We start from the raw sequence: 12272 nt of genomic DNA, 5'->3' as shown, positions 1-12272 counted from the left end.
TTCAGGACTGATCCCAGGCGTCGATGGTCAAGACCTGATCGGCAGGACAGGCGGCTACGCGGTCGGGAACTGGATGGTGTTCAGTCTCATGCCGACCCCATTCGATTGATCGCGTCGCTTGCGGCACGCTGCGACGCAAGGAGGTTTGCGACCTGGTTTAGCAGCCGTGTCCGCTGCATGTCTGTTACCTATCTCCCCGACCGCTCATTGGACCAACTCCAGAGATTGGGCTCTATCGCTCAGCCAATACGAAACCGGCATTGGCTGATGCCACAACCGAGACGAACACAAATGGCTCGGTACCTGTATTTCGCGCCCCGTGCACTTGGCCCGGTCTTGCCACGGCTATCTCACCTTCCCTGAGGGCACGAACAATCCCATTGCCCTGAAAGTAATCAGCCATTCCCGACAAAACAGTCCACGTGTCTTGGCCGTGAGGATGAATGTGAGCCGCAATTTCCTGCCCGGGATGGACATGCCAAACCACGATAATTGAGTCTCGGGTTTCAAGCACAACGGAACGAATAGGCTCGCCTTCGGACGGCTGAACATACTCGGCTACAGAAAATATTCTCGATTCAACAGTCATCGGAGATCCCTCTTTCACAGTGCCCCCAGACAGGCTGGATATGAGTTCTAACTCGAATTTGAACGGGAGGCTGGTCGTGCGGTCGTGCAGTTGCCGATGAGCGTGTCGGCTGCTGCCTCCTTGCCCACCAGCGAACTCACGTCCGTTGCGGCCATCCAGAAGGTCTTGCCCGAGCGCGGCTCATAGGTCGCGGGATCGAACACGCCAGAGGGGCCGAACATCGGCGGCTTGATTGGTCATGGCTCCATGCCTTTGTCGTTACGGTCTTCATCGTCGGCATCCTGACGCACGGCGGGCAATTGCTGGAGCAACGCCGGCAGCCATTCCTGTACCGTCTCCCACACCACATCGAGGTTGATGTCGAAATAGCCGTGAGCCATGCGATTACGCATATTGCGCATGCTGCGCCACGGCACGTCGGCATGCGCCTGGGTGAACTCGACGTAGCCATCCATCACCTTTGTGGCCGCCTCGCCGATGACGATCAGGCTCATGATGACGGCCTGCTGGGTGCGCTTGTCGGCCAAGAAGTCGTCCTTGGCCATCCCTTCCACGAAGCTGCGCGCATCGGTTGCGGCCTGCTGAATGTGGTCGAGGTAATCGGGCAGGCGGTTCTCGCTCATATCGGTTGCGCCTCCGCGAGCACCTTGGCCCGGAACTTCGGCGGCAGGTCGCCGGGAGTCAGCAGATCGACGTCAACGCCGAGCAGCGATTTCAGTTCTTCTTCCAAATCGCCCAAGTCCAACAACGTGGCACCGGGCAGCGCATCGACCAACAGGTCGAGGTCGCTGCCATCCCGGTCGGTGCCATGCAGCACCGAGCCGAAGACGCGCGGGTTCGCGGCGCGAAAGCGGCCTACCGCTTCACGCACTGCGCTTCGCTTCATGTCAAGCACAACAGACGGTCGCATGCGCATCCTTTCTTATCGAAACTCGTTGAGATGATATGCAATCAAGAATAGAATTTCAAGAACTATTTTCGAGAATCGCAATGCCTTGATTCCCGTGCCGCGCCGGTTGTGTCATTTTCAGAAGACGACTGCACCATTTATCAGGAGTCGCCTGCACTTCAGAAGAGACTCTACAGTAGGCAGAAACAGAGCAGAGGAAGTCAGGTCCGGTAGGTAACGACGGGCCGTTGCCGGCCATGAGCTGCCATCTGGTATCGACGAAGCCAGTGACGATATTCCAGTCACAGCTGCTAAAGCGCGCCGCATCGAATATCCTAGCTCCACGCAACCACCTCGAAGCAGTGTATTGAACGATGGGTTTTGAACAACTAGCGGAGCTACGTGACCGTCTGCGGGCTGAAAAAGAGCCAGCAAAGGCCGTCATCCAGACAGACCTCAAGTGCAAATCCTCCCCCCAGGCCAAGCCTCTCAGCCAGGATCCTGCGTTAGAAGCGATCTGGCCATTGCAGAAGCATTTTCCATTGGCTTTCCCAGTCAATCCGTCCCCCAAGGTTCCGCTCAAGGAAGGCATTCTCAAAGATGCTGAGCAACACTTGGAACTACTCGGACTAACCCGCGAACAGCTCAAGTTAGGAATTTCTACTTGGTGCCGAGGAACTCGGTACTGGGCAAGCCTGGTAGAGAATGCGCCACGCTTGGACTTGGGCGGTCAAGCAGTTGGCACTGTGACCGCCACTCAGGCGAAGCAGCAAGCTTCGCGGCAACGCGTCCAAGACCGAAAAAATCGGGCGAAGTTGAAAACGCATGTCCCGGCACCAGTCGAAAGCTGACAGGGTTTGCGGGCCCCTTACGCGAAATGCGACGCCCAGCGTCGCATCTGCAATGTGATTCGATTACAACGAAGCCTGGATTCTTTGTGCGGCCGCATCGCTCACCCATCCGTGCCAGATTTCCAGATGCTCCCTGAAGAATATCTTCGCCAGCTTCGCGAGTCGATGTGCTCCTTGGTCATCAGCGCCAGGTTCTGGTTGAGTAGATCGATAGGAAGATTGACCTTCTCCAGCACTAACGGGCAGTTCACCCTCGCGCGCAGTCTAGGATCTCGTGAAGCGCAGCCCACGGGTATTCTTTTTTTCCATGGCTAGCCTCGCATGTACCGGCATGCAGAAACGGTCTCTCACAATCTTCCAGCGCTTGGCTCTCCAGGCAGCCAGTGCATACCACTCGCCCGGCAACGATCATCCATAGATCGTTCCATTTCTCAATTCTTCGCTCGATTTCCATATCCTGACTCCTTTCATGTGGGTCCATGGATCGAACGATACATCGGGGGGCAGCCGCTTTGATACGCTCGAAAACATCCCCCATTTTGAGGGAAATAATGCTGCACTGATATTCGGGGCATCGGGTGAAAGCTGTGTTTGTCATCGTCGGCTGGTTGCCTCACACCAACAGGAAAATTCTAACTTTGCTCTAAAAGTCTAGGATGGCAGCATCCAAACTAGAGGTATTTTTCAGTATCAAAAATTTCACAGCTGCCCAGCGTTTGTGCACTGGTTCCAACGTAGTGCAGCTCTGAAAGGTGGCCGAGCCCTCCCCATCCGTTACCAAATCCTGCTAACTATCTGTTTTTAATAGCTTTCAACTTCCCCCTTCTCTTTCTGTAAAATTTGGCACGAGTCCTGCTTTACCCAACTGCGGTCATCACGTGCGTCATCGACGCCGGCCGAAAATACATACCTGTCAGCTATTCGCTGACAGATCGGCAAATAAGCCCTTCAAGCCTTCACGGCTCGGAGGGTTTTTTTTGGTTTTTTTAAGGAGCACGCGCATGAAGCTTCAGCAGTTTTTGGGAGGAATCGAAGGATTGGGCCCGGTCGCGGTGGAGAAGCGGGTATTCGTACAGCCGTGGGAGGCCCGTCTATTTGGGGTGCACGCGACGATGATGGGCACCAGCATTTGGGCGTGGCCAGACCTGCGGGTTAAAGCCGAGGGCATGAACCCGCTCGACTATTTCAAGTACCGCTATTACATCAAGTGGCAAGGCGCGATGGCCGAATTCCTCGTGGAACGTGGGTATATCGAGGCTGCTGAACTCGACGCACTGACCCAGCGTTTTCTCGACAACCCGGACACGCCACTGCCCGAAAAAGGCAATCCGCAGATCACCGAACGCGTGATCGATTACCTCTGGACCGGCGACAACCCGTATCGAAACATCGCCACCCAGCCCAAATTCAAAGTCGGCGACACCGTCTGCGTCAAAGATGTACCACTTGGCATCCATACCCGGCTACCCGGCTACCTACGCAACAAAGTGGGCGTTGTGGAAGTGGTGTACGACGGCGCCTACCTGTACTGGGACAAAGGGCCGACCGATGGGCTCGGCACACCCCAACCGGTTTACAACGTGCGCTTCAAGACCACCGACATCTGGCCAGAGATCCCTGACCACGGCGACGTTTTGTACAACGACTTTTTTGAAGTTTACCTGGACAGCGTTCAGCAGCAATGACGCGCCAAGCGCACGCGGCCTCGCCCCTTTTACGAACCAAGGAATTGCACCGATGAGCACACACGATCACGACCACGACCATCAACATGCGTCCGGCGAGCACCATCACCACGATGAAGAACGCGGCCCGGAAAGCTATTACGCGGCCCGCACCAAAGCACTGGAATCGCTGTTTCGTGAAAAAGGCCTGATCGGCACCGACACCGTTGATCGCGTCATCCACTTCTTCGACCACGAAATGGGGCCGTTCAACGGCGCCCGGGTCGTAGCCAAAGCCTGGACAGATGAGGCTTTCAGAGCGCGTCTGCTGGCCGACGCAAACCAAGCCATTAAAGAGCTGGGCTTGCGTGAAGGCATCGAAGGCGAAAACCTCAAGGTCGTCGAAAACACCCCAAGCACCCACAACGTCGTCTGTTGCACGCTGTGCTCATGCTGGCCGTGGCCGCTGTTGGGCCTGCCACCCTACTGGTTCAAGGATCCGGTGTTCCGCGCACGCGTGGTGCGAGAGCCCCGCGCGGTGCTGAAGGATTTCGGTGTCGAACTGGACAGCTCCAAGAAAGTCGCGATCTGGGACAGCAGCGCCCAAGTGCGCTTCTTCGTGATTCCTCAGCGCCCTGAGGGCACCGACCACTTCTCCGAGGAGCAGTTGGCCGCATTAGTGTCCACCGAAGCGATGCAGGGATTGGGTCTGGTTAGCACGGCGCAGCAAGGAGCCTGATCATGAGCACGCTGAAAAACCGAGTGGATCAACTGTGCGGCGACCGCAGCGCCCTGCCGAAAAACCAGGAACGTTTGGTGTTTGATGAGCCGTGGCAAGGGCGAGCGTTCGGCCTAGCCCTGGCGCTCGCCGAACAAGGCGCTTACCAGTGGGATGAGTTCCGCGCTTCGCTGATCTCGAACATCGGGGCCTGGGACAAGACTCACACTCCCGACGACCCTGACTGGCATTACTACCAGCACTGGCTGGCCTCGCTGGAAAAACTGGCGATGGACAAAGCACTCGTCACTCCCGAATCCCTCAACGCTCGTACGCAAGAGTTCCTTGAGCGTCGTCGGGACGAAGTCATCTGAAGCCGTCTGAAGTTATGTGAAGCCGTTGGCTTCAACACCCTCATCACAGCGCGAACACGAGGTACACATCATGTCTACTCTTCAATCCGTTTCAAGCATCACTACCACCGTATCGTCCGCTCGAAGCGCCCGGCGCGTGCTCAACGCCTGCTGCGTGATGTCCCTGGGCGCGGTGCTGCTGTACTTCGCCGGTTTTTCCAGCCTGCCGGCTTTGCACAACGCCGCGCACGATACCCGTCATACCGCTGCATTTCCTTGCCACTGAGAGGGCCTGAGCCATGATCAAGCGCATGCTGCAAACGGCGGGTTTCGCCGGGATGGGGGCCGCTCTAGTGTTGACGCTCATCCAAGCAATCTGGGTGTCCCCGCTAATCCTTCAGGCCGAAACCTATGAGCAGGCGGCCAGTGCCGGCCATTCCGATCCCCATGAGGCAGGCGAACATCATCACGAAGATGCCGGTTGGGCCCCAGAGGACGGCTGGCAGCGGGTGACGTCCACCGCCGCTGCCAACTTGGTGGTCGGCGTGGCGTTCGGGCTGGTGCTTGCGGGGGCGATCAGCCTACGGCCGCCGCGCAAGCTCTCAACGGGGGTGCTGTGGGGGCTGGCCGGGTACGCGGTGTTTGTACTGGCGCCCTCGGCGGGTCTGCCACCGGAACTGCCCGGCACGCAAGCGGCTGATCTGCACGCCAGGCAACTCTGGTGGGTGGGTACAGCGATTGCTACGGCCATTGGACTGGTGCTCATCGCCTTCGCGCCAAAGGCCTGGTTGAAGGTGGCTGGCGTCGTGCTGTTGGCGGTGCCTCACCTGATCGGCTCGCCGCAGTTAGCGTCGCCGGAGATGCTGGCGCCCGCCGCGCTGCATCACGAGTTCGTGATCGCGACGTTGATGGCGGACGCCTCGTTCTGGGTCACGCTGGGGCTGCTCTGCACCGTATTTTCCCGTCGTGCCGCAACTTCCGGGCTGTTCAAATCCCCACAGCAGGAGTACGCGTAATGTCTGAATTGACCAGCCTTGCGATCAGTGTTGCCCTGCTGGGCGGCGTGTGTACCTGGTTCACGCTCTCAGTGGGGGTGCTGCTCATTTGGGCGGCCTTCGCCGCCTGGGCCTGTTTTTTCCACTCAGGTGGAGACGTGCGCGCCCTGCGCACCACGATCGTCTCCAATTGTTTTGGCGTGTTCACCGCATGGCTGACGGCGGTAGTGATCGTCTCGGTGCCGGGGGCGACGGTGTTGGGCGAGACGATCTGGGCCAGCGTCGTGGTCTGCATCAGCATCGCCTGCTACATCTCGGCGGCCAGGGTTGGCCTGTTCTCCTCGATCCCGGCGGTGACCTACGGCTATGCGTGCACGTTTGCATTTCTGCTGCAAACGCCCGGAAAGTTCAGCACTGAAAACCTCACCAGCCTGAGCTTCTCCAACGCATTGATCATCGTGCCCGCGTCAATGGTCGTGGGCGCGGTATTTGCCTTTGCGTCGGCCCGCTTCGCTGCACGCCTGCAACGTCGCGCTGCATTAGCTTCGTAGGAACTGATGATGGCAAACCTTTCTCACAAGACGTGCGTGCGGATCGGCCTGATGTGCTCCACCACTGGCTCGTACCAGAGCATCGGCCAGGCGATGCTCTGTGGGGCGCTGCTGGCCATTGAGCGCGTGGCGCGCGACCCGCGCTTCACCTTCTGTTTTGAGCCTGAAGTAGTCAATCCGGGCGGGGACTTGACCCAGTACTACGCGCAAACCCAGGCACTGCTGGACAGCGGAATTCGGCACGTCGTGGGGTGTTACACCTCGTCGAGTCGCAAGGAAGTTTTACCGCTGTTCGAGCGGCGCGACGGCTTGCTCTGGTATCCCTCGCACTATGAAGGGTTCGAGTGCAGCGACAACGTGATATACGTAGGTGCCTCGCCCAACCAGCACATCGTGCCGCTAATCAGCTACCTGATGAACACCGTGGGCAAGCGCGCCTATTGCGTGGGCTCCAACTACGTGTGGCCTTGGGAAAGCAATCGGGTGATGCGCGAAATACTGGAAGCCAACGACGGCGATGTCGTCTGCGAGCGTTATCTCCCGATTGGCTCCACCGATGTCGAGCAGATCATCGATGAGGTCCAACGCCTCAAGCCGGATTTCGTGTTCAGCTCGTTGATCGGGGAATCCGGCCAAGCCTTCGTGGCCGCCTATGGGCAGGCCGTAAATACACAGCGGATTTCTGCGTCCACTCCGCTGGCCAGTTGCACGTTGTCGGAGGAGGAACTGAAAGCCGTGGATGCCAGCGTGCGCGCCGGGCATATCTGTTCATCGGTGTACTTCCAGAGCATCGGCACCCAGGCCAACGCGGAGTTCGTTCGTGACATTAAGCAGCGGTACGGCGTGCAACAGGTGACGTCCGCCGATGCTGAAGCCTCGTTCATCGCGGTGCTGTTGTTGGCCGAAGCCATTCACCTGGCAGACACCGACGACGTGCAGCAGGTCAGAAGCGCCGCCGTTCAAAGCCGGTTGAACGCCCCTCAAGGGCCAGTGTGGATCGACCCGGAAAACCACCACTGCTACCTGACGCCGCGCTTGGGCATCTCCAACGCCAACGGGGATTTCGAGATCCTGGCGAGCGCGAAGGAGCCGCGCAAACCAGACCCGTACCTCACATGGTTGGACATGGGCAAAGTCGGCGATGGCGCCGTGATGGAAGACCATGGCGATCGCCTTAAACCGGAGTTGAGGATCGTCAGATGAAAAGGCCTCAGCTTCCCAACCTGCGTGACCATCGCGTGCTGATCCTGCACAAGAAGGACCATGACTATCAGGTCTTGAGCGGGCAACTGGTGAGGCTGGGATTGAAAATCATCGAGCCGGTCGAGGGCCAAGCCTTGCCTTGGTCGGAGGTGGACGTGTGTTTTTTCGATGCCAATCAGGCCCACAAAAATACCTTCCCTTGGCCGGATGGGGAACCGCGAGTGCCGTTGATTGCCATGTTCAGTGCCGAAACCCCTGAGAGGATTCACTGGTCATTGACGCAAAGGGTGTGCGCGTTTCTGGTCAAACCGGTGCGCTCAAGCGGGACATTCCTGGCCCTGCAACAGGCGATTTTTGAATTCGGATCGCGGTCCCGGGCCGACGCTGAAATTACCCAATTGCAAGAGCGTGTGAAGGCCCGGCGGGTAGTGCTCAAAGCCGTAGTCAAGCTGATGGAGTTGGCCAACATCGACGATGACCAAGCCTATGAACAGCTGAGGGAATCGAGCATGACCAATCAGATGTGCATGGAGGAAATGTGTCTGCGGTTTTTGCAAAGCGGCTGTGAGAAAAGCGCGCTGAACATGCTGCGTCACCAGCGAAGGCCCTGACTCGGCCAGACACAAACGCTCGCGGCCCAAGCCGCAGTTTATCGATATCACCCCCCTCAATGGCGCACCGCTGGTGGTCCGCCAAAGGGAGCTTTTTGCCAAAAAAATGGAGTCAACGTATGAACTGGCTGGAAAAATCGATCATGTTTACCCGGGGCGTGGCCCAGGGCAAAGAAGGTGAAACCCACGAGCTGACCACAGATCGTCAGGGAAAATTTCACTACACCATGGGCCCCTACTCGGACCCGGTTCTGCACATTCGCCCAGGGGACAGGGTTATCGTCGAAACCGCCGATGCCTTCGAAGGCAAAGTCAAACATGAGCACGATCGCCCCAGCGAACTGCTGCGCATGCCGTTTCTCAACCCTCAGAGCGGCCCCATCATGATTGCAGGCGCCGAGAAGGGAGACGTGGTGGCCGTCCGCATCGAGTCGATCCTGCCACGGGGTGAAAACCCTCGGGGTACGTGCTGCATGATCCCCCGTTTCGGCGCCCTGACCGGCACCGACCTGACCGCGATGCTGACCGACCCATTGCCCGAGATCACCCGCAAAATCCATGTCGACGAGCAGCATGTCCATTGGAGTGATCGCGTGACCCTGCCCTATCAGCCGCACATCGGCACGCTAAGCCTTTCGCCTGAAATCGACTCGATCAACTCCCTTACGCCCGACAACCACGGCGGCAATATGGACTTGCCTGACATGGGCCCAGGGAGCATCACGTACTTGCCGGTGCGCTCGCCAGGTGGGCGTTTGTTCATCGGCGATGCGCATGCGTGTCAGGGCGATGGTGAGGTGTGCGGCACGGCCGTGGAGTTCGAGAGCACGACGACCATCCATGTCGAGCTGATCAAGAACTGGAACATCGACTGGCCGCGCCTTGAAACCGAATCCATGCTGATGGCCATCGGCAGTGCACGCCCCTTGGAAGACGCGACGCGCATTGCGTACTGCGAATTAATTCTTTGGCTGGAAAAGGAGTACGGCTTCGATCGCTGGGACGCCTACATGATGCTGAGCCAGTGCGGCAAGGTGAGACTGGGCAATTTCGTCGACCCAAAATATTCAGTCGGTGCAGCAATCGACAAGCGATACCTCTGAGCAGCAAGGCCACCCACCCTGTTGTTGACGAGCCAAAGTCCTCCAAAAAACATTCAGTGCACAGTCACGTTTGATCGCCAGCCATGCTCCCGCAAACGGGGCGAGGCTGGCACCCAGCATGAGACGACTCTAGACGAGAAGGGCGAGCCATTGAGCAAATGGGGTAGGGACTTATAACAGATGGTTGGTCTGTCCCGGAACTGGTGGACAGGTAGTTAAGAGCTACTGCTCGCGTTTCGCCGCTCAAACTCCATCGGACTGAGATAGCCCAACGTCGAGTGGCGACGGCGGTGATTGTAAAAGCGGATGTAGTCGAACAGGTCGGTTTTCGCCTCTTGGTAGCTGGCGTAATGCGTCAGGTACACCCGCTCGGTCTTCAGCGAACGGAAGAAGCTCTCCATCGCAGAGTGTCCCAGCAGTTCCCCGGACGTGAATGGCTGGGCACAACCCGATGGCGCCGCAGCAAGGCCTGGTAGTCGTAGGCGCAGTATTGGCTGCCACGATCCGAGTGCAGCAGTACCTCTGCCTGTGGTTGGCGGCGTGCCACAGCCATCTCCAGCGCAGCATGCACTAGGGCTTGCTGCATGCGATGGTGCATCGCCCAACCGACGACGGCGCGTGAATAGAGATCGAGCACCACGGCCAGATACAGCCAGCCTTGGGCCGTCCGCACGTAGGTCATGTCCGAGACCCAGTGCCGGTTGGCGCGATCCGAGGAGAACTGGCGATCCAGGTGATTCGGCGCAATCGGCAGAGCGTGACGACTGCTGGAAACCAGCCGCCAGCGCTTGCGCGAGCGAACGCGCAAACCAGCTTCGCGCATCAGTCGGGCAACCCGGTGCCGACCACACGCATGCCCCATGGCCGCCAGTTCGGCCTTGATTCGGCGATGGCCATAGATCCCATTCACCTCATGGTGGATGGAGCGGATCTCCTTGCTCAGGCGTCGGTACGCCATCTCTCTCGCCGAAGGAGGCCGCTGCTGCCAGGCATAGAAACCGCTGCGCGATACTCGCAGCAGCCGGCACATTGGCGCTACGGGGTAGCGACCGGCCAACGCCTCGATGGCGCGGAACCTCACTTCGTGGGCTGCGAGAAGATGGCGAGCGCCTTTTTTAAAACATCGCGCTCCATGGTGACCTGGGCCAGTTGCTGGCGTAGCCGACGCAGTTCCGCGTTCTCGCCACGCTGCTTGCCATTGCCTGGAAAGGCATCGTCACCTTGCTGTTCGTACTGGCGCTTCCATTTGCCCAGCAGGCTTTCAGCAATGCCCAGCGTCTCGGCTACATGCCGAAGCGGCGTGCCGGCAAGCACCTGGCCTACCGCCTCGCGTTTGAAGGATTCAGGAAAACGTCGTCTGGTCTGGGTCATGAACACTCCTTGCGGCGGACATTATCCACCTTAAGTCAGTGTCCACTCAGCCCGGGACAGACCAGTTGGAATTTGTTTTGACTCAATGATAGTAATGCTCTGAGGCTCTTGCTTACACCAGATCACAAAGACGGTGGTCAGAAAGCAAGCTAGGCAGCAGAGTGCAAATCCAATCGAAAGGCCAGAGTTGTTGAATGGGAGCTCGCACTCCGACGACATCTGCCGAAGCGTTGAGCAAAAAGGCCTACTGAAGAGGTCGACCTTCAAGTCCTGAACCAACAGGATGATGCTGAGAGGAAGGTAGGAGCCCAAGAAGATTGCTGCGGCGAATACTAGCCTGAGTTCCATTGTGCGTCCCTGCTAGAGCGGGGCGAACTCATTCGTCCCGTGGTGCGAAAATTATGGAACTCAGGATAGCGGCGATCACTAGCTGCTGCTAGTGGCCTTCTGCCCCAGCAAGCTAGAGAGCCTAGGTTGTTGCCGCTGATGCGATTTTGACCCAGGCTGCTAATTTAGCTTGGCCCACATGCGGCATTCGAACTCACCCCAATGAATAGCCCTAGTTTTCCCAAACACGTCGAAGGTCTGCTTCTGGCCGTAGTGAGCCATTCGCCTCCAGGTCAAGATCAGCCCAGTGAAAGCAACTTCAGGCCATCTGGACGCAACTCGCCCTTTGGCGAGACGTGCCGGTACAACGTCTGTCGAGTGACGCCGAGTTCCTCACACAGATCGCCAACCACGGTTTCCGGCTGCCCCATCGCCGCCATGGCCAATCGCAGTTTCGCTGCGGTCATCTTGAACGGCCGCCCGCCGTTCCTGCCGCGTGCTCGTGCCGATGCCAATCCTGCCATCGTGCGCTCGGAAATCAACTCCCGCTCGAACTCGGCCAGCGCAGCAAAAATACCGAACACAAGCTTGCCTGCGGCAGTCGTCGTGTCGACCGCAGCACCGTGACCGGTCAGGACTTTCAATCCCACGCTACGCGCAGTCAGGTCGTGCACGGTGTTGATCAGATGGCGTAGATCACGGCCGAGCCGATCGAGCTTCCACACGAGCAGCGTGTCGCCTTCACGGAGCGCCTTCAGGCAAGCAGCCAACCCCGGTCGATCATCGCGTCGGCCTGAAGCCAGATCCTCGTAGAGATGTGAAGGACTCACCCCGGCGCCGATCAGTGCATCGCGCTGCAGATCGGTGGATTGGGAACCGTCCGCTTTCGACACCCGCATATAGCCGATCAACATCTCTTCACCTGTCACATATACGTTCGATTATGTGACAGTGTGAGCCAGAAAGTTCTCGCCGTCAAAAACTGTCACTTAACCCGTCATTTAGTCTAAGACCTGCAAACGGCCATTCAGGCTCGTAATGTGACAA

General features: G+C 58.3%; 16 protein-coding genes and 1 pseudogene. 10 read left to right on the top strand and 7 right to left on the bottom strand.

The annotated features are described in order from the left end of the window. Positions 1–232: 232 nt before the first annotated feature. The 3 genes from QMX91_RS14665 to QMX91_RS14655 form a co-directional block, all read right to left on the bottom strand. On the bottom strand, positions 233–589 hold the full coding sequence (locus QMX91_RS14665; RefSeq protein WP_003465043.1) for a cupin domain-containing protein: 357 nt from the start codon (positions 587–589) through the stop codon (positions 233–235). Positions 590–825: 236 nt separating this feature from the next. Next, positions 826–1212, bottom strand: coding sequence for a DUF86 domain-containing protein (locus tag QMX91_RS14660; RefSeq protein ID WP_003100872.1), 387 nt, complete (start codon positions 1210–1212; stop codon positions 826–828). After that, positions 1209–1499, bottom strand: a complete 291-nt coding sequence (locus QMX91_RS14655) for a nucleotidyltransferase (protein ID WP_001247892.1) — start codon at positions 1497–1499, stop codon at positions 1209–1211. The genes QMX91_RS14660 and QMX91_RS14655 overlap by 4 nt, the downstream gene beginning before the upstream one ends. A 353-nt stretch (positions 1500–1852) precedes the next feature. Between QMX91_RS14655 and QMX91_RS14650 the strand changes: the two genes are divergently transcribed. Further along, the gene (locus QMX91_RS14650) at positions 1853–2329 is read left to right on the top strand and encodes a ProQ/FinO family protein (RefSeq protein ID WP_054572007.1); all 477 of its coding nucleotides are present in this window, start codon (positions 1853–1855) and stop codon (positions 2327–2329) included. A 63-nt stretch (positions 2330–2392) separates the two neighbouring features. Here the strand turns inward: QMX91_RS14650 and QMX91_RS14645 are convergent. Continuing rightward, positions 2393–2565, bottom strand: a pseudogene (locus tag QMX91_RS14645) (histidine ABC transporter substrate-binding protein); the annotation flags it as partial. 765 nt (positions 2566–3330) lie between these two features. On the opposite strand from QMX91_RS14645, the gene nthB reads away from it, so the two are divergent. From nthB to QMX91_RS14600, 9 genes are all read left to right on the top strand, one after another. After that, a complete protein-coding gene (gene nthB, locus QMX91_RS14640; protein ID WP_054572005.1) occupies positions 3331–4014 on the top strand; it encodes a nitrile hydratase subunit beta in 684 nt (227 codons plus the stop codon). Between the two features lie 52 nt (positions 4015–4066). Continuing rightward, the gene (gene nthA, locus QMX91_RS14635; RefSeq protein WP_052199004.1) at positions 4067–4732 is read left to right on the top strand and encodes a nitrile hydratase subunit alpha; all 666 of its coding nucleotides are present in this window, start codon (positions 4067–4069) and stop codon (positions 4730–4732) included. A gap of 2 nt (positions 4733–4734) precedes the next feature. Continuing rightward, on the top strand, positions 4735–5085 hold the full coding sequence (locus QMX91_RS14630) for a nitrile hydratase accessory protein (protein WP_052199003.1): 351 nt from the start codon (positions 4735–4737) through the stop codon (positions 5083–5085). A 70-nt stretch (positions 5086–5155) separates the two neighbouring features. Next, positions 5156–5350, top strand: coding sequence for a CbtB domain-containing protein (locus QMX91_RS14625; RefSeq protein WP_034139340.1), 195 nt, complete (start codon positions 5156–5158; stop codon positions 5348–5350). A 13-nt stretch (positions 5351–5363) separates the two neighbouring features. Further along, a complete protein-coding gene (locus QMX91_RS14620; protein WP_054572004.1) occupies positions 5364–6080 on the top strand; it encodes a CbtA family protein in 717 nt (238 codons plus the stop codon). Continuing rightward, on the top strand, positions 6080–6610 hold the full coding sequence (locus QMX91_RS14615; RefSeq protein WP_034139338.1) for a DUF1097 domain-containing protein: 531 nt from the start codon (positions 6080–6082) through the stop codon (positions 6608–6610). The genes QMX91_RS14620 and QMX91_RS14615 overlap by 1 nt, the downstream gene beginning before the upstream one ends. Before the next feature lie 9 nt (positions 6611–6619). After that, on the top strand, positions 6620–7813 hold the full coding sequence (locus QMX91_RS14610; RefSeq protein WP_073665354.1) for a transporter substrate-binding domain-containing protein: 1194 nt from the start codon (positions 6620–6622) through the stop codon (positions 7811–7813). Next, the gene (locus QMX91_RS14605; RefSeq protein WP_052199002.1) at positions 7810–8424 is read left to right on the top strand and encodes an ANTAR domain-containing protein; all 615 of its coding nucleotides are present in this window, start codon (positions 7810–7812) and stop codon (positions 8422–8424) included. Before QMX91_RS14610 ends, QMX91_RS14605 begins: the two co-directional genes overlap by 4 nt. A 119-nt stretch (positions 8425–8543) precedes the next feature. Continuing rightward, a complete protein-coding gene (locus QMX91_RS14600) occupies positions 8544–9527 on the top strand; it encodes an acetamidase/formamidase family protein (RefSeq protein ID WP_034139337.1) in 984 nt (327 codons plus the stop codon). 376 nt (positions 9528–9903) lie between these two features. On the opposite strand, the gene QMX91_RS14595 is transcribed toward QMX91_RS14600, so the two are convergent. The 3 genes from QMX91_RS14595 to QMX91_RS14585 form a co-directional block, all read right to left on the bottom strand. Next, the gene (locus QMX91_RS14595) at positions 9904–10608 is read right to left on the bottom strand and encodes an IS3 family transposase (RefSeq protein ID WP_123085909.1); all 705 of its coding nucleotides are present in this window, start codon (positions 10606–10608) and stop codon (positions 9904–9906) included. Continuing rightward, positions 10605–10898, bottom strand: a complete 294-nt coding sequence (locus tag QMX91_RS14590) for an IS3 family transposase (protein ID WP_054572002.1) — start codon at positions 10896–10898, stop codon at positions 10605–10607. The genes QMX91_RS14595 and QMX91_RS14590 overlap by 4 nt, the downstream gene beginning before the upstream one ends. 626 nt (positions 10899–11524) lie before the next feature. Then, a complete protein-coding gene (locus tag QMX91_RS14585) occupies positions 11525–12139 on the bottom strand; it encodes a recombinase family protein (RefSeq protein WP_054572000.1) in 615 nt (204 codons plus the stop codon). Positions 12140–12272: the final 133 nt, after the last annotated feature.

Origin of the sequence: Pseudomonas sp. PS01299, assembly GCF_029960145.1 — a bacterium.
Lineage (GTDB): Bacteria > Pseudomonadota > Gammaproteobacteria > Pseudomonadales > Pseudomonadaceae > Aquipseudomonas > Aquipseudomonas putida_A.
The sequence above is the reverse complement of the archived record's forward strand: the minus strand, read 5'-3'. Positions and strand labels throughout refer to the sequence as shown.